The sequence below is a fragment of the Achromobacter spanius genome, assembly GCF_003994415.1.
Classification (GTDB): domain Bacteria; phylum Pseudomonadota; class Gammaproteobacteria; order Burkholderiales; family Burkholderiaceae_B; genus Achromobacter; species Achromobacter spanius_C.
This window is the reverse complement of the sequence record NZ_CP034689.1, coordinates 2,386,073-2,406,172: the sequence shown is the minus strand read 5'-3', so window position 1 is coordinate 2,406,172 and position 20,100 is coordinate 2,386,073. Positions and strand designations below refer to the sequence as shown.

The window sequence follows — 20,100 nt, the reverse complement described above, 5'->3', positions numbered from 1 at the left end:
ATTCACTTTCATAACCGGAAACGCTCGTCATGAAGATCACCTACAAGCTGTTTGGCGCCCTGTCCCTGTCGCTCGCCTGCTCCGCTCACGCGGTGGCGGCGGATCGCACCGTATTCCTGCCCCTGCAACCCGCCATCGACGCCGCGCTGGCGGCGGGCAAGATCGACGGCAGCGTGAAGTTCTACCTGGCGGGCACCGGCCCGAAAGGCCAGGTGCTGGAAGCGGGCGTGGTCACCAACCGCAAGACCAACGCCTTTGCCAAGAAAGACGCGGACGCCTGCCTGTGGGTGGCCCAATCGGCGGTGATCGCGCTGCATGAAGCCGCCAAGAAGGCCAACGCCAACGCCGTCACGAATATCGTCAGCTACTATCGCAAAAAAGAATACAGCAGCAAGACCGACTACGAATGCCATGCTGGCGCGGTCGTGGCGGGCGTGGCGCTGCGCGGCGACCTGACCCGGCTGAAGTAAACCCGATTTACACTTGCGGATTGCCGCAACACCACCCAAAAGGTTCACTTATGAGCACTGCTACGCTCAAGACCCGCCTCTCTGATGCCGTCAAGGACGCCATGCGCGCCAAGGCCTCGGAACGCCTGACCACGCTGCGTTTCCTGTTGGCTGCCGTCAAACAGAAAGAAGTGGACGAACGCCGCGAGCTGAACGACGCCGAAATCACCGCCATCATCGAAAAGCAGGTCAAGCAGCGCCGCGAGTCCATCGCCGCGTTTGAACAGGCCGGCCGCACCGAAACGGCGGAACAGGAAAAGGCCGAACTGCTGGTGCTGCAAGAATTCTTGCCGCAAGCCGCCACGCCTGAAGAAGTGGCCGCCGCCATCGACGCCGCCCTGGCCGAAGTGGCCGCGCAAGGCGTGACCGGCGCGCCCGCCATGGGCAAGGTCATGGCGCTGTTGAAGCAGGCGCTGGCTGGCCGCGCCGACATGACGGCGCTGTCGCAGCAGGTCAAGGCCCGCCTGGCCTGATCCCGCCACCGCTCAGAACGCGCCGCCAAACAGATCTGGCTGGCGCGCCTGTTCGGCGGGGTCGGCAAAATTGCTCATCCCCACTCCTGCCAGCCGGTACAGCGTTTCCGGCGGCAGTTCCACACGCTCGCACAGCAGCTTGGCCACCGAGGCCAGTTCGGCCGCCGAACCGGGCGGGTTCAAGCTGGTCTGGCTGCGCGTCAGGATGCGAAACCGGTCGGTCTTCAGCTTGAGCACCACCGTGCGCCCCAGCGCGCCCTTCTTCAAAGCCTGATCCCAGACCTTGTCCGCCATGCGGTCGATGGCGTCGCCCAAGGCGTTCAGGCGGATATCTTCCGAAAACGTGGTCTCCGCCGACACCTGCTGCAAGGGCTGGTCGGTCTGAACCTGGCGTTCATCGATGCCACGCGCCAGCTCGTACAGGCGTCTGCCGTAACGGCCGAAATAATGCGACAGCTCTTCCACGCTGTGCGTGGCCAGGTCGCCCACCGTCTGAATGCCCAATTGCTCCAGGCGCGCCTGCGTCACCTTGCCCACCCCTGGCACCTTGCGCACCGGCAAGGGCTGCAAGAATTCCAGCACCTTGGTGGGCCGAATGACGAACTGGCCGTCGGGCTTGTTCCAGTCTGACGCGATCTTGGCCAGGAACTTGTTGGGCGCAATGCCGGCCGACGCGGTCAGGCCCGTTTCTTCCTTGATCTGCTGGCGGATGACTTGCGCCACCTCGGTTGCCGAGGGCAACCCGTATTTGTTCTGGGTCACATCCAGATAGGCCTCGTCCAGCGACAGCGGTTCGATCAAATCGGTATGGCGGGCGAAGATCTGCCGGATCTGGCGCGACACGTCGCGGTATCGGTTGAAGTCCGGCGGCACATAGATGGCGTGCGGGCAAAGGCGTTCGGCGCGGATGGCGGACATGGCGGAATGGATGCCGAAGCGCCGCGCCTCGTAAGACGCGGCGCACACGACCGAGCGCGGCCCGGTCCACGCCACAACGACGGGCTTGCCACGCAGCTCGGGGTTGTCGCGCTGTTCGACGGACGCATAAAACGCATCCATATCCACGTGCACGATCTTGCGCAAGAGTTCAGACATTCCGATGAAGACCAGGTGGCCGCCAACGCGTCGTGCTGGCGGACGCTGGCGGGCACTGCAAAAAAATATATTATGACCGGCTGAATCGCTTACCCACTGCCTACCCACCCACCTTCCATGACCGCAACCGCTTCCACCGACTACTTCGGCCTGACGATCCCCTTCATGCACTTCATTGGCCTGGTGCCCGAAAGCATCGCGCCGGGCTTCGCCCGCACCACGCTGCCCTGGCGCCAGGACCTGACCAACAGCCGGGGCGATGTGCATGGCGGCACGCTCATGAGCGTGCTGGACTTCACGCTTAGCGCGGCGGCGCGCGGGTCGGCCGACGCCACCGAAGGCATGGCCACCATCGACATGAACACCACGTTCCTGTCGCCCGGCACGGGCGACCTGGTCATTGAAGCGCGCTGCCTGCGCCGCGGCGGGTCCATCGCCTTCTGTGAAGGCGACATCCGCCGTGCTGATGGCGAACTGGTGGCGCGCGCCACTGCCACGTTCAAGATCGTGCGCCGCCGCCCGGGCGGCGACTGACGAGTTTCTGACCAGCCCCCCCGCCCTCGGCGCCGGGGCTTAGTCCGGCAGGTCGCGTGAAGGCTTGACGGGCGTGCGCGGGTCCAGCGGCATGTAGCTGCTGCACGACGTGATGCTGTAGTAGATGGCGTCTTGCATCGCGCGCATTGCCGCCGCGTCCCAGGTGCCCTTGCCCCACATCACGATGCGCACGTCGGTGCTCTTCGGGCCAGCGGCCTTCAGGTCGACCCGCGACATGACGTTGTCGCTATACGGCGCCAGCACGCGCACCACGCCCGTCTGCGCCGCCTCGTTCAGATCGGACACCACGCGATAGGCGTTGTCGGTGCTGCGCAGGCAGTTGTTCGACTGCCGGATCACCGCGGCGTAAGCGTCCTTGAACGCAACCGGCGCCTTGAATTCGCTGTGCGGCGACGCGCTGTCCGACGAGATGCCCAGCGAGCAACCCGCAAGGCCCAGCGCCAGCGCCGATGCCGCGACCAAATTCCTGACCATGTAATTCTCCAGATGAACTGCCGCGATTATCCCGCAAACCGCACAGCGGCATAAGTGGGGCCGGTTCGACACCGTCCGCGCGACTATGGCATTATCAACCGCATCCAAAACGCGGAGGTCTTGCCTTGTTTTCATTCATGACGCGCACCGTCCTGGCCGCCAGCATGGCCGGCATCGTCGGCACCACGCTGGGCGCCTGCGCCACCCAGCCGCCGCCCCGCGCCTATCCCCTCAAGGACTTTTTCCGCAATCCGGAACGCGGCTTCTTCCGCCTGGCCGACGACGGCCGCACGCTGGGCTTCATGCAGCCCACCAGCGTGGACGGCCAGCCGGCCCGCATGAACATTTATGTGCAGGCGCTGCAAGGCAGCAAACTGGTGGGCGAACCCCGCCGCCTCACCAGCGAAACCGCCCGCGACATCTCCAACTATTTCTGGAAGGGCGCCGACGTGGTGCTCTATCAAAAGGATTTTGGCGGCGACGAGAACTACCACGTGCTGGCCGTCAACGCCAAGACCGGCAAGATCACCGACCTGACCCCGTATGACGGCGCGCGCGCCAGCATCGAAGACGATCTCGAAGACGACCCCGATCACGTCCTGATCAGCCACAACCAGCGCAATCCCGAGGTCTTTGACGTCTACCGCGTCAACGTCCACACCGGCGCGGCCGTGCTGGTGGCGCAGAACCCGGGCAACATCGTTGGCTGGCAGACCGACCACGCGGGCAAGGTGCGCGCCGCCGTCACCAGCGACGGCCTGAACACCACCCTGCTCTACCGCGACGACGAAGCCTCGGAATTCCGCCCGCTGATCACCACCGACTACCGCACCAACGTCAGCCCGTCCTTCTTCACGTTCGACGACAAGAAGATCTACGCGCTCAGCAACCGCGGTCGCGACAAGCTGTCGCTGGTGGTCATCGACCCGGCGCGCCCCGACGCCGAAGAAGAGATCTTCACCCCCGACACCGTCGACCTGGACGGCGCGGGTTACTCGCGCAAGCGCCGCGTGCTGACCCTGGCGGCCTACCAGACCGACAAGCCGCAATTCAAGTTCTTCGATGCGCAGTCCGAAGCCTTGTTCAAGACGCTGACGGAAAAGCTGCCGGGCTACGAGATCGCGCTGCAAGGCTCCAACCGTGACGAAAACGTGTTCATCGTCGCCGCCTACAACGACCGCACGCCGGGCTCGCGTTATCTGTACGACGCCACCTCCGACACGCTGACCAAGCTGGCCGACATCAACCCGGCCATTCCGGAAAGCGACATGTCGCACGTGCGGCCCATCAGCTACCAAAGCCGCGACGGGCTGACCATCCACGGTTACCTGACGCTGCCCGCCGGCCGCGACCCCAAGAACCTGCCTTGCATCGTCAACCCGCACGGCGGCCCCTGGGCGCGCGACGGCTGGGGCTATAACCCCGAAACGCAATTCCTGGCCAACCGCGGCTTCTGCGTGCTGCAAATGAACTTCCGCGGCTCGACCGGTTATGGCCGCGCCTTCTGGGAAGCCAGCTTCGGGCAATGGGGCCTGAAGATGCAGGACGACATCACCGATGGCGTGCAGTGGCTGATCAAGCAGGGCATTGCCGACCCCAAGCGCATCGGCATCTACGGCGCCAGCTACGGCGGCTACGCCACGCTTGCCGGCGTGGCCTTCACGCCGGACCTGTACGCCGCGGCGGTGGACTACGTGGGCGTGTCAAACCTGTTCACGTTCATGAAGTCGATTCCGCCGTACTGGAAGCCCATGCTGGACAAGATGCAGGACATGGTCGGCCACCCCGAACGCGACAAGGACCGGCTGGCCGCGACCTCGCCCGCGCTGCATGCGGACAAGATCAAGACGCCGCTGTTCGTGGCGCAAGGCGCCAAGGACCCGCGTGTCAACAAAGACGAAAGCGACCAGATGGTGGCCGCGTTAAGGGCGCGCGGCGTTGAGGTGGAGTACATGGTCAAGGACAACGAAGGCCACGGCTTCCACAACGACGAGAACAAGTTCGAGTTCTACGAAGCCATGGAAAAGTTCCTGACGCAGCACCTCAAGCCTTAACGTCCGGCGCCTTCCTGAGTCACCAGCGGCCCATTCGCCGCTGGCGCCATCCCCATCAGGCTGCTCACCTGCATGCGGCTTGGGGCGCGCCCCCCGAACGCCATTTCCACCCGGTCGCGCCCTTGCTCCTTGGCGCGGTACAGCGCCACGTCGGCGCGTGCCAGGATCACGTCGGCGCTATCGCCATCCTGATAAGAAGCCAGGCCGCCGCTGGCGGTCATGGGCACTTCCACCCCCTGCAGGTATAGCGGCGTGTCGCGCAGCGCATCGCACACGCGCTGTGCATGCACCAGCGCGCGCGCGGGGTCGCAGTCCACCATCAGCAGCACGAATTCTTCGCCTCCCAATCGGCCGACACGGTCGGTGGCGCGCACCGCGTTCTGCGCCACCTTGGCGAAATGGCGCAGCGCCGTGTCGCCGGCCGCATGGCCATAGCGGTCGTTGATGGATTTGAAATGGTCGATGTCCAGCACCAGCACCGCCAGGGGCCCGCCCGAACGCCCGCAGCGTTGCAGTTCGCGTTCGAGTTCATCCAGGATGCTGCGGCGGGAATGCACCTGCGTCAGGCCGTCAAAGGTCAGCGCCGCCTGCATCTGCTCGGACAAGCGGGTCTGCACCAGCAACAGCAGCGCCAGAAACAGGGCGGGCACGGTGACCGACCCGCATACGATGAAGAACAAGGCCCACGGCGACGGCTCCGTCAACGATACCGGCGCCACCCAGCCCGCGCCATAAACCAGCACGCGCAGCCCATGCAGCACGGCCAGTGCAAAAATGGACAACATCAGATACAGCACCACGCCGCGCGTGCGGATCTGCTTGCGCTGCTGAAAGACCACCCGCCCCGTCATCAGCGCGCTGGCACAGGTAAAGCCGGAATACAGCAGCATGCGGCTGGTCAGATCATCCGTGCCGAACCACAGCAGCGCAAAACCCAGCACACACAGCGCACTGATTCCCGCCGTGCGCAGACTATGCGGGCGCAGCGAAAAGAATTGGCGCACGCCCACGTAGACCAGGCTGATGGCGCCCACCCACGCCGCGTTGGACACGATGACGGAGACGCCAGGCGGAATGAGGCTGGCGGCGGCAACGGCCAGCAAAGACAGCACCGCCAAACCGTTCGCGGCAATGAACATGCGGATACCACGCACCCCGCGCGCCTGAAACGGCAGCAGCAGCGGTAAAGCCAAGGCCGTGGCCAGCCCCCACATCAGGAAGAACAAGGAAGTCGTCATGGTTTTTGCCGGGCCGCCTTGTGGGCATGCGCCGTCGCTTCTGACCTGCTGTTGCACTGGGTTCGTAAGTGGAAACGCGTTACACGTCAGCATGCTTGATGCTTTTTGTTACCAGACGAACAAAAGGGCGCTATCCCCGCAAGACGGTCAAGCGTCGTAGCGAGGGCACAATTTGTCCGGAACCTTTACCTCCCGCGCCAAGACGATTGCGCGGTAAGCACGCAGAATACGCCAAGGCCGCGGCGCCCGGTTGAACGTTTGCAGTATTTGACAGTTAAAACGTTGCTGCCGTCCGCCATTGGCATGAGCCACGGGCAGGCCCTAGATTAATTATTATGGGCCGCCCTTCATAGTCGTCCATAAGGGCTAGTGCGCGGTGGGGGCAACCATGCTTTGGTAGTGTGCCCCGCGGATAAGACTATTTTTACCGTGTCGACCGTTTTTCCACATTCGGCAGCAAAATCGCCACCACGCCCAACAACGGCAGGTAGGCGCACACCTGGTACACATAGCCGATGCTGGTGGCGTCAGCCAGCTTGCCCAGCGCGGCGGCGCCCACCCCGCCCATGCCGAACGCAAAGCCGAAGAACAGCCCGGCAATCATGCCTACCTTACCCGGCACCAGTTCCTGCGCGTACACCACGATGGCCGAAAATGCCGACGCCAGCACCATGCCGATAATCACCACCAGCGCGGCTGTCCAGAACAGGTTGGCGTACGGCAATAGCAGGGTGAACGGCGCCACGCCCAGGATGGACACCCAGATCACGATCTTGCGGCCGATGCGGTCGCCGACGGGGCCGCCCACCACCGTGCCCACCGCGACCGCGGCCAGGAACAGAAACAGGTAGAGCTGCGCCTCGCGCACCGACAGGCCGAATTTGTCGATCAAATAAAAAGTGAAATAGCTGTTCAGGCTGGCCAGATAGAAGTATTTGGAAAACACCAGCACGCCCAACACGGCCAGCGCGCCCGTCACCTGCTTGGGCGTCAGGCCATTGCCGTCCCCATCGCGGCGCGCGCGCGGCTTCAGGCTGATGCGGTTGGCGCTATACCAACGGCCGATGCCCGTCAGCACCACGATGCCGAACAAGGCCGCCAAGGAAAACCAGGCCACGCTGCGCTGCCCATGCGGAATGATGAACAGCGCCGCCAATAGCGGCCCCAACGCCGACCCCACATTGCCGCCCACCTGAAACAAGGACTGTGCCAGGCCATGCCGCCCGCCCGAGGCCATGCGCGCCACCCGCGATGATTCCGGATGGAATACCGACGACCCCGTGCCCACCAGCACCGCCGCCACCAGCAGCCAGCCGAACGACGGCGCCACCGACAGCAGCAGCAGGCCCAGCAAGGTAAACCCCATGCCCACCGGCAAGGAATACGGCTTGGGATGACGGTCCGTATAAAAGCCGATGAACGGTTGCAGCAACGATGCCGCCAGTTGATACACCAAGGTGATCAGCCCGATCTGAGCAAAAGACAGGCTGAACGAATCCTTCAGCATGGGGTAGATGGCCAACAGGATCGACTGGATCATGTCGTTCATCAAATGCGCCACGCTGATCGCGCCCAGCACTTTGAAGGCGGTCGACGGGGCGGCGGCGGCGGGTGCGGGCAGGTTGGCGTCAGAGATGCCGGCAACGGGGTTCTGGACGGAAGTCATGGTTATGCGGAAGGGAAAGAGGGGTATGCCCGGCCAACCGCCAGGACCAGCCCACAGTGTAAAAACGCGCCATGGATACGATCTGCCAATATTCGTCGCCTAAGTGACAAAATAGCGGCATTGCGCGTTCAACTTCGCCCTACTCCTTTCGTCGGAAGTGACATCATGCCCATCCGCCTGCCTCCGCCAGACCTTTCGCGCAGCGTAAATGCCCAGGACTACCAGGACCGCCCGCGGGTGGTCACCGCGATGGCCAAGGAATTTCGGGCGGGTGCGCAGACCGGCGCGCATTCCCACCCGCGCGCGCAATTGATCTATGCGGCCGAAGGTGTCATGCGCGTCACCACGCCCAGCGGTTTCTGGGCGCTGCCGCCCCTGCGCGCGCTCTGGGTGCCGGCCGGTGTGCCGCACGGCGTGGAAATGGTGGGCACGGTGGCCATGCGCTCGCTCTACATCCAGGCTGATGCCGCAGCCAGATACTGGCAACAGTGCCAGGTGATTGAAGTCAGCGCCCTGCTGCGCGAGCTGATCCTGGCGCTGACCGCCGAACCCATCGACTACCCGCTGGGCGGCCGCAGCGAGCAGATTGCCGCGCTGATCCTGACGGAACTGATGGCGGCCCGCGTGGTGCCCGTCCAGATTCCCTGGCCGCGTGACCGCCGCCTGCAAACCATCTGCTCGGCCATTCTGGCCCAGCCAGGCCTGCAACACGGTATCGAAGCCTGGGGCAGCGAAGTCGGCGCCAGCGCCCGGACCTTGATCCGGCTGTTCCAGGCCGAGCTGGGGCTGAACTATCGGCAGTGGGTGCAGCAGGTGCGCCTGGCGGATGCCATGTGCAGGCTGTCGCTGGGAGAGCCGGTGGCGCGCATCGCCGCCGACCTGGGCTACCGCAGCCCCAGCGCGTTCAGCGCCATGTTTCACCGCGCGCTGGGCGCGCCGCCACAACGCTATCAGCGCAACGCGTCAACGCTGAATGGAAGCTGAACAATTGGGCTGATCGCGACAAACGCTTGCAACCAGTCTTGCCGTTTGTCACCGCGCGAAATACATTTCATAGCGCGGTTCACAGCGCATTTCGCCGCACATTTCCCATTGCCCCCGCGCGCAAGGCCCTTCTCTGCGTATCCTGGACCACGTCCCTCAAATTACCTGGCACACGCCACCCCCCGGCTCGGGCAAGTTTGGTTACCGAAACCTTATTGCACCCTGGCCGGTCTATAGCGTTCTGTCCTAGAATCGCCTGCAATGAGCACCCCCCAGCAATCCTCCGCCACCCCGGGCGGCAAATCGGGCCTTCCCTGGAAACGCATCCTGGTCAAAACGGGCATCGCCGCAGCCTGCGTCGGCGCCTGCGGCGCGCTTGCGCTTGGACTGGCGCTGGCGCTGACCTGGCCCGCCCTGCCCGACCTGCACGCCATGACCGACTACCGGCCACGGGTGCCGCTGCGCATCTACACCGCCGACAAAGTGCTGATCGGTGAATACGGCGAAGAGCACCGCAACGTGCTGCGCTTTGACGAGATTCCCCCCGTCATGCGCCAGGCCGTGCTGGCGGCCGAAGACGACCGCTTCTACAGCCACGGCGGCGTCGACTGGATGGGCGTGGCGCGCGCCGTGCTGACCAACGTGGTCAAGGGGTCGAAGTCGCAGGGCGGCAGCACCATTACCATGCAGGTGGCGCGCAACTTCTACCTGTCGTCGGAAAAGACCTATTCGCGCAAGTTCTACGAACTGCTGCTGACGTTCAAGATTGAGAACGAGCTCACCAAGGACCAGATCCTGGAGCTCTACATGAACCAGATCTACCTGGGCCACCGCGCCTACGGCTTCGCCGCCGCGTCGCGCACCTATTTCGGCAAGCCGCTGTCGGAAGTGACGCCGGCCGAAGCCGCCATGCTGGCCGGCATTCCCAAGGCCCCATCGCGCTTCAACCCCATCACCAACTTCCCGCGCGCCGAAATTCGCCAGCACTATGTGCTGGGCCGCATGAAGACGCTGGGCTACCTGACGCCTGAGCAGGCCGACCAGGCCTTGCAACAGCAGTTGACCATCCGTGGCGCCGACGGCACCAGCGCGCGCGGCTTCGCCGTGCATGGAGATTACCCGTCGGAACTGGCGCGCCAACTGATGTATGGCGTGTTCCAGGAAGACACCTATTCCAAGGGCATCGACGTCTACACAACCATCGATTCCAAGGCCCAGGAGGCCGCTTACCGCGCGGTACGCGATGGCGTGCTGGACTACACGCGCCGCGCCGTCTACCCCGGCCCGGAAGACCAGATCGACCTGCCCGATGACGTTGAAAGCGATCCGCAGGCGCTGGATGACATTCTGGACGGCGTGCAGGACACCACGCCCGACAGCGACGACCTGCTGACGGCCGTGGTGCTGTCAGCCAGCCCCACCGAGGTCAAGGTTGCCCGCAGCGCGCGCGACATCATCACCATTTCAGACAAGAAGGCGCTGGCCGTGGTGGCGCGCGCCCTGAACCCCAAGGCCAGCGACAGCCAGCGCATCCGCCGCGGCTCGGTCGTCTACATCCACAAGACCGGCGGCAAGGACGGCGACGGCTGGGAAATCATCAACATGCCGACGCTGCAGGCGGCGCTGGTGTCCATGGCGCCGCAGGATGGCGCCATCCGCGCCATGATCGGCGGCTTCGACTACCACCGCGGCAGCTTCAACCGCGTGACCCAAGCCTGGCGCCAGCCCGGTTCCAATATCAAGCCCTTCGTCTACGCCGCGGCGCTGGAACGCGGCTTCACGCCCGCCACGCAGATTTCCGACCAGCCCTTCATGCTGACCGCCGCCCAGACCGGCTCGAAGGATTGGCAGCCCAAGAACGACGGCAACAAGTACGAACCCATGCTGACGTTTCGCCAGGGGCTGTACCGGTCCAAGAACATGGTGTCGATCCGCATCCTGCAGGCCATTTCCCCACAATACGCACAGGACTACCTGACCCGCTTCGGTTTCGACAAGTCGCGCTGGCCGGCCGTGCTGCCGCTGGCGCTGGGCGCGGGCGGCGCCACCCCGCTGCAAGTGGTCAACGGCTATGGGGTGTTTGCCAACGGCGGCTACCGCGTCACGCCGTATCTGGTGGATCACGTTACGGACCGCTCGGGCAAGGTGCTGATGCAGGCGCAACCGGTCAAGGCGGGCGACGAAACGGCGCGCGCCATCGACCCGCGCACCGCCTGGGTCATGGACGACATCCTGCGAGGCGTCACCACCAACGGCACGGCCGCGCGCGCGCACCAGGTGCTCAAACGCAACGACGTGGGCGGCAAAACCGGCACCACCAACGACGCGGTGGACGTCTGGTTCTCGGGCTTCACGCCCGATCTGGCCACGACCGTCTGGATGGGTTTTGACCAGCCCAAATCGCTGGGCACCAACGAGTTTGGCAGCGGCCTGGCGCTGAGCACCTGGCTGGACTACATGCAGCCGGTGTTGAAGGGCGTGCCCGAAGTCAAGCCGGCGCCACGTCCCGACGGCCTGCTGGTGGATAACGGCGAATACTATTTCTCGGAGTTCCCGCCCGGCCAGGCCGTGGCGTCGCTGGACCTGTCTTCCGGGGATGAACTGACCGACTTCCTGAACAACAACCTCAGCACCGACGGCGTGGACACCTCGGTAAAGCCGTTGCCGGCCCCCGGCAGCGCCGTGCCGCCGCCTAGCTTGAACAGCCCCATCCAGGCGCCGCTACAGCCTATCCCGGCGCCCAGCGCCGGCAATGCACTGCCGGCGGTCCCGACGGCGGGCATACCAGTTGCGGGGGCTTCGGCTTCAGGCGTACCGGCTGCGGGCGTACCCGTGGCCACGCCGATCAATGGTGCCGACGGCGGCGCGGCCAGCGCCAGCGCCATCACCCCGTCCAGCGCCGTCGTCGCCCGGCCGCTCTGATCCTCGGGTCTTGAAATGCCAACGGGCGCCTCTACGGCGCCCGTCTTCGTTTCAGGGGTAGCCCTACGCTTCCACCACCAGCTCCGTCACCACCTCGCACGGCCATGCCGACAGCGACTCCAGGTCCAGGAAGGTGAAGTAGCCCGCGCGCCAACCTTCGGTATCGATGTGATAGACATTGCCCAAGGCCAAGGGCGAGGCCACCGGCGTATGCCCGGCCACCACCGCGCGCACACCCTGGATGCCCGTTCGGTTCATCTGCCGCAGCCGCTCGCGCGACCATTGGCAGGCCGCGCTGGTGCGCTTGTAGCGATCCTGCAACGCAAATTCCAGGCGGGGCCAGAACAGCACCGGGCAATCCGCATGCAGCAAGCCGACCGCGCCCTCGGACGTTTCGACTTCGATCGCGATAGGCAGTTGCGCAAAGGCCTCGGCAAACACCGCCTGCCGATCCGCGGGCAGGTCCAGGAACCAGCCGCCGCCATAGCCACGCCAGTTCTTCACGTCCACCTGCCCCGTGCGTACATGGCGGATCGCATAGTCCTCGTGGTTGCCCTGCACCGCGTAGAACCACGGGCGGGCCAGCCAGTCCAGCGCTGCCTCGCATTCCGGCCCACGGTCGACCAGGTCGCCCACCGAGAACAGCCGGTCACGGGCGGGGTCGAAACCCAGCCGGTCCAAGCTTTCCTGTAAACGTGAAAAATGCCCGTGCACGTCGCCCACCGCAAAATCGCGGCCCAGCTCGTTGCGCGGTACTTTCACAAAACGCTGCTCCATGATGATTCTCGACAAGCGGTTGAGGGGACATGAACCGTCCCTTGAAACACACCGTGGCGGCTTGCGCCCGGTAAACCCCGACCTGTCTTTTTAACCCGCTTTGGATTACGCAAGCCTTGCAGCCCCGCCGCCATCGAGGTCAAATAATCCGTTACGAGAATCGCTATTGTTCGTGATAATGTTCCGTACTTCCTCACAAATACCTTAAAGGGGGCCGCGCGCGTCGCCGCCCTCCCGCCGCCATGACAGCCGCGTCCACCATCAAAACCTGGTACTGGATCCACAAGTGGACCAGCCTGGTCTGCACCATCTTCCTGCTCATCATCTGCCTCACCGGCTTGCCGCTGGTGTTCCATCACGAGATCGAACACTGGCTGGATGATGGCAAGCCGCTGTCCAACGTACCGGCCGACACACCGCCCGCCAACCTGGACAAGCTGGTTGCCAGCGCCCTGACGATGTACCCGGGCGAGGTCGTCGACTACCTTTTCTTCGACCCCGATGAACCCCAGGTGTACGTCGGCATGGCCAAAACCCCGGGCGACGGCCAGGCCTCCGGCCACGCCGTCCGCATGGACGGCCGCACAGGCGAGGTGCTGCTGGACGGCCCGCTCTATACCGAAGACAAATTCTCGTTCATGGGCATCATGCTGGCCCTGCACGTGGACCTGTTCGCGGGCTTGCCCGGCGAACTGTTCCTGGGCTTCATGGGCCTGCTGTTCTGCGTGGCCATCGTGTCGGGCGTGGTGCTGTACGGCCCATTCATGAAGAAGCTGGAATTCGGCACCGTGCGCGCCGCGCGCTCCACCCGCCTGAAATGGCTGGACCTGCACAACCTGCTGGGTATCGTGACGCTGGTATGGGCGTTCGTCGTGGGGTTCACGGGCGTCATCAATGAACTGTCGACGCCGTTGTTCCGCCTGTGGCAGTCCACCGAGCTGGTCCGCATTCTTGAGCCCTACAAGGGCCAGACCGTGCCCACGCAACTGGCCTCGGCGCAGCTTGCCGCCGACACCGCCAAGAAAGCCATGCCCGGCAACGAGGTGTCGTTCATCTCCTTCCCCGGCAACGCCTTCGGCAGCCCGCACCACTACATTGCCTGGATGCGCGGCGACACGCCGCTGACCTCCAAGCTGAACACCCCCGTGTTGGTGGACGGCAAAACCGGCGAACTCACCACCGTGGCCAAAATGCCGTGGTACCTGACCGCGCTTGAGGTGTCCCGCCCGCTGCACTTCGGTGACTACGCCGGCCTGCCCTTGAAGATCATCTGGGCGCTGCTGGACCTGATCACCATCGTGGTTCTGGTCAGCGGCCTCTACCTGTGGATCGCGCGGCGCCGCGCGACGGAAGCGCGCATCAACGAACTCGTGAAAAGGCACCAGGCCGCCGCCACGCCGCAAAGGACGCCGGCATGAGCAAGCGCCAAAGCAAAAGCCGCGGTGGACGCGGTTTCATGTTCGTATGGGGCGCGCCCATTTTGCTGGGCGTGCTGAGCGTGTTCGGCCTGCTGGCCGCGCTATTGGGCACGGGCGCCTGGCACTGGGCCTCGTGGATCACGCTGACCATCCTGCTGGTGGTCATTTTGCGCTACTGGGTGTTCCCGCTGAAGCACTAGATTGCAGGCCGGGCCGTGGGGTCTTGGGGCCCCGCTGCCCCACCCCTGGCCTCGCCCCTCTCGTACCTGGCCAGCTATCGGCCGAAGTTCTCCGGGTCCGGTCCCAAGCGCGCGCCGTCCTTGATGGCATCGATGGCGGCCATCTCGTCGGCGGACAACTCAAAATCAAACACGTCGATGTTCTCGCGGATGCGGGCAGGCGTGACCGACTTCGGAATCACGATCAGCCCACTCTGCAAGTGCCAGCGCAGCGTGATCTGGGCGGCCGATTTATTGTGTTTTTCAGCCAAGTCCACGATGACCTTTTCCTTGGTGACTCCGCCTTGCGCCAAGGGGCTCCAGGACTCGGTCGCGATACCGTGCCTGGCATGGAACGCCCGCAGTTCATGCTGTGCGAACCCCGGATGCAGTTCTATCTGATTCACCGCCGGCGCCACTTTCGACGACTCGATCAGTTGCTCCAGGTTGGCCTGCGTGAAGTTGGACACGCCGATCGAACGCGCGCGGCCATCTTCCTTCATCTCGACCATGGCGCGCCAGGCGTCCAGGAACTTCGTGCTGCCCGCCACGGGCCAGTGGATCAGGTACAGGTCCACATACGCCAGGCCCAGCTTCTCCAGGCTTTCGTCCATGGCTTTGTGGGCATCGTCGTAGCCGTGCTTGTCGTTCCACAGCTTGGTGGTGATGAACAGATCCTTGCGTGCCACGCCCGCCGCCCGCAGGCCCGTGCCCACGCCAGCTTCGTTGCCGTAGATGGCCGCGGTGTCCACCGACCGGTAGCCGGCCGCCAGCGCTTCCTTGACCGCGGAAGCCGCCTGGTCGTCGGGCACCTGCCACACCCCCAGGCCCAACTGCGGGATGCTATTGCCGTCGTTCAATTTCACTGCGGGTACCTTCGCCATAAGACCCTCCGAAACTTGCACCGCAACGCTCGCGCGGCGAATACGCGCCAGGTCGCGCAATCCAGGGTCCAGCCCGGCCAACCCCGAATTGAAGAGATAAAAAACGGGCTTGCCGAGCTGCGCCCGCGCCGTAATACCAAACCCTCATCCCCTGGCAATGGTCCGGAATTACCAGGGGTTATCTCCCAAATAATAGCGCCCGTGCCCGATAATGCCCTTCATCCCGCCCGCCCTCCCCCTCATCCCGCCCCTCATCCCGCCTTCGTGCGCCCCCAAGCCCCGCCATGAATTCCCCTGACGCGCCGCCCAAGAATCGCGGCGGCTTTTCCACCTTGCGAACCCTGTTCCCCTACCTTTGGCCGCCAGGTAAAACGGGACTCAAGGTGCGCGTGGTGCTGGCGCTGCTGTGCCTGTTCGCCGCCAAGGCGGCGACCGTCTACGTCCCCCTGATCTACAAGCACGCCATTGACGAACTGGGCAAAGGCGCGCCCGGTGCGGTGACGGTGCCGTTGGGCCTGATCCTGGCCTATGGCACCGCGCGCGTGCTGTCGCTGCTGTTCTCGGAACTGCGCGACGCCATCTTCGCCCGCGTGGGGCAGCACGCCATCCGGGAAGTCGGCCTGCAAATCTTCCGGCACCTGCATGCCCTGGCGCTGCGCTTTCACCTGTCGCGCCAGACCGGCGGGCTGACCCGCGCCATCGAACGCGGCACCAAGGGCATCCAGACGCTGCTGTCGTTCCTGCTGTTCAATATCCTGCCGACGTTCTTCGAGATCGGGCTGGTCTGTATTGTGCTGTGGAAGATGTTCGACATCTGGCTGGCCGTGGCCACCGGCGCCACGGTCATCCTGTACATGGCCTATACGCTTGCGGTGACGGAATGGCGCGCCAAGTTCCGGCGCCTGATGAACGAAACCGATTCCGAAGCCAACACCAAGGCCATCGAAAGCCTGCTGAACTACGAGACGGTCAAATACTTCGGCAACGAAGAGCACGAGGCGCGCCGCTACGACGCCTCGCTGACCCGCTACGAACGCGCGGCCGTGCGCAGCCAGGTCAGCCTGTCGATCCTGAACGTGGGCCAGGCAGCCATCATCTCGGTCGGCCTGACGCTGGTGATGTGGATGGCCGCCACCGGCATTGCCGAAGGCCGCTACACGCTGGGCGACTTCGTGCTGGTCAACACCTACCTGCTACAGCTTTACCAGCCGCTGAGCTTCTTCGGCTTCATCTACCGTGAAATCAAGCAGGCCATGATCGACATGGAACGAATGTTCGAGCTGCTGGGCCAAGACCGCGAAGTGGCCGATCGCCCCGACGCCCAACCCTTGCACCTGGCCGGCGGCCAGGTTGAATTCCGCGACGTGTACTTTGGCTATGATGCGCGCCGGCCCATCTTGAAGGGCGTCAGCTTCAGCATCCCCGCCGGCAAGACCGTGGCCGTGGTGGGCACCTCGGGCGCCGGCAAATCCACCATCGCCCGCTTGCTATTTCGCTTTTATGACGCCGACAGTGGCGCCATTCTGGTGGACGGGCAAGACGTGCGCGGCGTCACCCAGGCCAGCCTGCGGGCGGCTATTGGCGTGGTGCCGCAAGACACGGTGCTGTTCAACGACACCATCCACTACAACATCGGCTACGGCCGCCCCGGCGCCACCGATGCCGAGATCGAAGCCGCCGCGCGCCTGGCGCACATCCACGACCTGATCATGACCATGCCCGACGGCTACCAGACCATGGTGGGCGAGCGCGGCCTGAAGTTGTCGGGCGGGGAAAAGCAGCGCGTGGCCATCGCCCGCACCATCTTGAAGAACCCCGTCATCTTCCTGTTCGACGAAGCCACCAGCGCGCTGGACACCCATACCGAACGCGAAATCCAGGCGAACCTGCGCGAAGTCAGCGCAGGGCGCAGCACGCTGATCATCGCCCACCGGCTGTCGACCGTAGCGGACGCCGATGAGATCATCGTGCTGTCCGAAGGCCGCATCATCGAACGCGGGCGCCATCCGCAATTGCTGGCCCAACGCGGCGTGTACGCCGGCATGTGGGCCCGCCAGCAAGACAGCAGCCACAGCGCCCCGGCGGATTGACAAGCCTGGCCCGCTATCCGAAGATCGCACCCTTTTCTTCAAAGGCCCGCCATGCAGGACTCTTCCGCCCCTGACGTCCCTGAGATTCCCGACGCTCCCGGTGTTCACGTCTGTGCCTCTTCCGAGCTGGTCAACGGCGGCCTGGGCGTGAAAGTGCCCGTGTCCGATGGCTCGGGCCAGACCACCGCGTTCTTCGTGCGCTATCAAGACCGCGTACACGGCTACCTGAACCGTTGCGCCCACGTTGGCGTTGAACTGGATTGGGAAGGCAGCTTCTTCACCCGCGCCGGCGACCTGATCATGTGCGCGCGCCACGGCGCCACGTACCAGCCCGACACGGGCCTTTGCGTGGGCGGCCCCTGCAAGAACGGCCGGCTGACCGTGCTGACGGTTTCCGAACAAGACGGCGCCGTTTACTGGCACCCCAGCGGCAAGATCGTTCCGCGTAACGACGCTTGACGCTTGTCACCCCTCTAGGCCCCGGCCACCGCCGCCTGGGCCGGGGGCTGGCGTTCCGCATAACGACGCGCCAACACCGCGCACACCATCAACTGCATCTGGTGGAAAATCATCAAGGGCAGCACCACCACGCCCATCTGCGACGTGCCAAACAGCACCGTGGCCAGCGGAATGCCCGACGCCAGCGACTTCTTCGATCCGCAGAACACCAGCGTGATTTCGTTCTCTTTGGACATGCCCAGCTTGCGACTGCCCCAGGTGGTAATCACCAGCACCGCCCCCAACAACAAGGCATTCACCAGCACCATCGTGGCCAGGTCTATCGCCGGAAAGGCGTGCCAGATGCCCTGCGCCACAGCCTCACTGAAGGCGGTGTAGACGGCCAGCAGAATCGAGCTGCGGTCCACCTTGGACAAGGTGCGGTTGTTGCGCTGCGCCCAAGCGCCAATCCACGGCCGCAGCAAGCTGCCCACGGCGAACGGCAACAGCAGTTGCACCAGAATGCGGCCCGCATCGGCCAGCCCGTGCCCGCCGCCCTGCCGATGCAACAGCACCGCGACCAGCAGCGGCGTCAGCACGGTGCCCAGCAGGTTCGACGCCGTCGCCGCGCAAATGGCGCCGGGCACATTGCCGCGCGCCATCGAGGTGAACGCAATGGATGACTGCACGGTCGACGACAAGGTGCACACGAACAGCACGCCCAACCACAGCGATGGGGTCAAGAGGCCCGGAAACAGCGCACGCAAGCCCAGGCCCAACGCGGGAAACAGAATGAAGGTGGACGCCAGAATCAGGGCATGCAGGCGCACGTCCTTCACGCCCGCCACGATGGCGTCCGTGGACAGGCGCGCGCCGTGCAGGAAGAACAACAGCGAAATGGCCACGTTGCTGGCCACCATCATGAATGACGCGCCCTTGCCCACGGCGGGAAAAAAGCTGGCGAATGCCACGGTGGCAAGCAGGATCAAAGTGAACTGGTCTGGCAGGAAGCGGCGCATGGCGTAAGGGTTTCCAAGAAATTACGGAAAACTATAGGCGCGCCGCTTGCCATCGTGAAGCCCACTGATTACTTTAACTGTCATCGGAAATCATAATGACCAGGCCGCGTTCCCCATGCTGAATCCCTTATGGCTCAAGACCTTCACCGCCGCGGCGGCCGCGCCCAGTTTCACGGAAGCCGCTCGCCGCCTGGGGCTGACGCAACCCACCGTCAGCGAACATATCCGGCAGTTGGAACAGTCGGTCAACCGGCGCCTGTTCCTGCGCGACACCCATTCACTGGTGCTGACCAGCGACGGCCGCAGCCTGCTGGTTCACGCCGAGATCATCCTTGACGCGCATGAGCGCGCCGAACGCCTGTTCGATGCGCCGCGCCTGCGCGGCCGCGTGCGGCTCGGCACGTCTGACGATCTGGCCATGGGGCCCCTGCCCGATGTGCTGGCCGCGTTTCGCCTGGCGCATCCGGAAGTCGAGCTGGACCTGACCATCGGCGTTACCAGTGATCTTTACAGACTGCTGGACGACAACGACCTGGATGTGATGATCGGCAAGCGCCGCCGTGGCGATCGCCGGGGCCAGACCCTGCACAAGGAAGCACTGCTGTGGCGCGCCAAGGAAGGTCTGCGCTTTGCGCCCGATGAGCCGCTGCCGCTGATTCTGCTGCGCGAACCCAGCGTCACGCGCACGCTTACGCTGGACGCGCTGGCGCGCGTGGGGCGCAGTTGGCAGATTGTGTGCACCAGCACCAGTTACGCGGGTTGCCAGGCGGCCGCCCGCGCGGGCTTGGGCATTACCGTGCAACCCTCGCACTTGTCCACGGCGGGCCTGGCCGCGCCGGGCGGCGCGATTCAGTTGCCGGCGTTGCCGCAGGTGGAATTCATCGTCATCTCGGCGCCGTCGCCCAACAAGCCCACCCGCGCGCTGACGGAAATCCTGATGCGCAGCACCTTGACCTGAATGCGCGGCTATTCGGGCAACGGGTCCGGCACGCCGTCTTCGTCCACGCTCTGCACGCGGTCCAGGGCATTGCGCGCGGCCGACATCGCTTCGATCGTGCTGCGAAAGCGCCGGCTGACGAAGATCTCGAAGGGCTGGCCTTCCGGAGCCTGCGGCGGTTCTTCCGATTCCGCCTCGTCCTGCGCCGCATCGCCCGCTTTTGCCTTGGGCGCCAAACGCCGCGTCTCCAAAAAGGCGCGAGGCGGCGTGCGCCCTTCCGGCTGCGTCGCGTACGCCACCACAGAAAATCCGTTGATCGTCTTCTCTAGCATTGCGGTTCCCTCGCGCC

Annotated in this window: 19 protein-coding genes; 11 read left to right on the top strand and 8 right to left on the bottom strand. The window is 64.6% G+C overall.

From position 1 onward, the window contains the following. Positions 1-29 precede the first annotated feature (29 nt). Both ELS24_RS11185 and ELS24_RS11180 read left to right on the top strand, forming a co-directional pair. Positions 30-470: a hypothetical protein gene (locus ELS24_RS11185; RefSeq protein WP_050450075.1), complete on the top strand. Its 441-nt coding sequence runs from the start codon at positions 30-32 to the stop codon at positions 468-470. 50 nt (positions 471-520) lie between these two features. After that, positions 521-982, top strand: a complete 462-nt coding sequence (locus ELS24_RS11180) for a GatB/YqeY domain-containing protein (RefSeq protein WP_050450076.1) — start codon at positions 521-523, stop codon at positions 980-982. Between the two features lie 12 nt (positions 983-994). On the opposite strand, the gene dinB is transcribed toward ELS24_RS11180, so the two are convergent. Continuing rightward, positions 995-2,077, bottom strand: coding sequence for a DNA polymerase IV (gene dinB, locus ELS24_RS11175; RefSeq protein WP_127184140.1), 1,083 nt, complete (start codon positions 2,075-2,077; stop codon positions 995-997). Positions 2,078-2,194: 117 nt separating this feature from the next. Between dinB and ELS24_RS11170 the strand changes: the two genes are divergently transcribed. Then, a complete protein-coding gene (locus ELS24_RS11170) occupies positions 2,195-2,611 on the top strand; it encodes a PaaI family thioesterase (RefSeq protein ID WP_050450078.1) in 417 nt (138 codons plus the stop codon). A 39-nt stretch (positions 2,612-2,650) separates the two neighbouring features. Here the strand turns inward: ELS24_RS11170 and ELS24_RS11165 are convergent, their stop codons facing one another. Then, positions 2,651-3,106: a BPTD_2524 family lipoprotein gene (locus tag ELS24_RS11165; protein WP_050450079.1), complete on the bottom strand. Its 456-nt coding sequence runs from the start codon at positions 3,104-3,106 to the stop codon at positions 2,651-2,653. Between the two features lie 137 nt (positions 3,107-3,243). Here ELS24_RS11165 and ELS24_RS11160 point away from each other — a divergent pair, with 137 nt between their 5' ends. Further along, positions 3,244-5,160: a S9 family peptidase gene (locus ELS24_RS11160; protein WP_370641208.1), complete on the top strand. Its 1,917-nt coding sequence runs from the start codon at positions 3,244-3,246 to the stop codon at positions 5,158-5,160. Here ELS24_RS11160 and ELS24_RS11155 read toward each other — a convergent pair. Both ELS24_RS11155 and ELS24_RS11150 read right to left on the bottom strand, forming a co-directional pair. Then, positions 5,157-6,398 carry a GGDEF domain-containing protein gene (locus tag ELS24_RS11155; protein WP_127184139.1) on the bottom strand — a complete coding sequence of 414 codons (1,242 nt, stop codon included), beginning with the start codon at positions 6,396-6,398 and terminating at the stop codon, positions 5,157-5,159. The genes ELS24_RS11160 and ELS24_RS11155 overlap by 4 nt on opposite strands. A 424-nt stretch (positions 6,399-6,822) precedes the next feature. Beyond that, positions 6,823-8,064, bottom strand: coding sequence for an MFS transporter (locus ELS24_RS11150; protein WP_127184138.1), 1,242 nt, complete (start codon positions 8,062-8,064; stop codon positions 6,823-6,825). A gap of 165 nt (positions 8,065-8,229) precedes the next feature. Here ELS24_RS11150 and ELS24_RS11145 point away from each other — a divergent pair, with 165 nt between their 5' ends. Next, entirely contained in the window at positions 8,230-9,048 is an 819-nt protein-coding gene (locus ELS24_RS11145; protein WP_127184137.1) for an AraC family transcriptional regulator, read from the top strand. Between the two features lie 261 nt (positions 9,049-9,309). Further along, on the top strand, positions 9,310-11,970 hold the full coding sequence (locus ELS24_RS11140; protein ID WP_127184136.1) for a PBP1A family penicillin-binding protein: 2,661 nt from the start codon (positions 9,310-9,312) through the stop codon (positions 11,968-11,970). Between the two features lie 63 nt (positions 11,971-12,033). Here ELS24_RS11140 and ELS24_RS11135 read toward each other — a convergent pair whose 3' ends face one another. Next, a complete protein-coding gene (locus tag ELS24_RS11135; protein WP_050450085.1) occupies positions 12,034-12,747 on the bottom strand; it encodes a metallophosphoesterase in 714 nt (237 codons plus the stop codon). Between the two features lie 242 nt (positions 12,748-12,989). Between ELS24_RS11135 and ELS24_RS11130 the strand changes: the two genes are divergently transcribed. Further along, positions 12,990-14,165 carry a PepSY-associated TM helix domain-containing protein gene (locus tag ELS24_RS11130; protein WP_050450086.1) on the top strand — a complete coding sequence of 392 codons (1,176 nt, stop codon included), beginning with the start codon at positions 12,990-12,992 and terminating at the stop codon, positions 14,163-14,165. Beyond that, entirely contained in the window at positions 14,162-14,365 is a 204-nt protein-coding gene (locus ELS24_RS11125; protein WP_050450087.1) for a hypothetical protein, read from the top strand. The genes ELS24_RS11130 and ELS24_RS11125 overlap by 4 nt, the downstream gene beginning before the upstream one ends. 74 nt (positions 14,366-14,439) lie before the next feature. Here ELS24_RS11125 and ELS24_RS11120 read toward each other — a convergent pair whose 3' ends face one another. After that, the gene (locus ELS24_RS11120) at positions 14,440-15,267 is read right to left on the bottom strand and encodes an aldo/keto reductase (protein WP_127184135.1); all 828 of its coding nucleotides are present in this window, start codon (positions 15,265-15,267) and stop codon (positions 14,440-14,442) included. 284 nt (positions 15,268-15,551) lie between these two features. Between ELS24_RS11120 and ELS24_RS11115 the strand changes: the two genes are divergently transcribed. After that, entirely contained in the window at positions 15,552-17,357 is a 1,806-nt protein-coding gene (locus tag ELS24_RS11115; protein WP_127184134.1) for an ABCB family ABC transporter ATP-binding protein/permease, read from the top strand. 51 nt (positions 17,358-17,408) lie between these two features. Next, a complete protein-coding gene (locus ELS24_RS11110) occupies positions 17,409-17,816 on the top strand; it encodes a Rieske (2Fe-2S) protein (protein ID WP_127184133.1) in 408 nt (135 codons plus the stop codon). 14 nt (positions 17,817-17,830) lie between these two features. Here the strand turns inward: ELS24_RS11110 and ELS24_RS11105 are convergent, their stop codons facing one another. Then, positions 17,831-18,814 carry a bile acid:sodium symporter family protein gene (locus tag ELS24_RS11105; protein WP_050448570.1) on the bottom strand — a complete coding sequence of 328 codons (984 nt, stop codon included), beginning with the start codon at positions 18,812-18,814 and terminating at the stop codon, positions 17,831-17,833. Positions 18,815-18,929: 115 nt separating this feature from the next. Here ELS24_RS11105 and ELS24_RS11100 point away from each other — a divergent pair, with 115 nt between their 5' ends. Then, positions 18,930-19,772 carry a LysR substrate-binding domain-containing protein gene (locus ELS24_RS11100; RefSeq protein WP_127184132.1) on the top strand — a complete coding sequence of 281 codons (843 nt, stop codon included), beginning with the start codon at positions 18,930-18,932 and terminating at the stop codon, positions 19,770-19,772. Between the two features lie 8 nt (positions 19,773-19,780). Here the strand turns inward: ELS24_RS11100 and ELS24_RS11095 are convergent, their stop codons facing one another. Beyond that, a complete protein-coding gene (locus tag ELS24_RS11095) occupies positions 19,781-20,083 on the bottom strand; it encodes a hypothetical protein (protein WP_050448572.1) in 303 nt (100 codons plus the stop codon). Between the last annotated feature and the right edge of the window lie 17 nt (positions 20,084-20,100).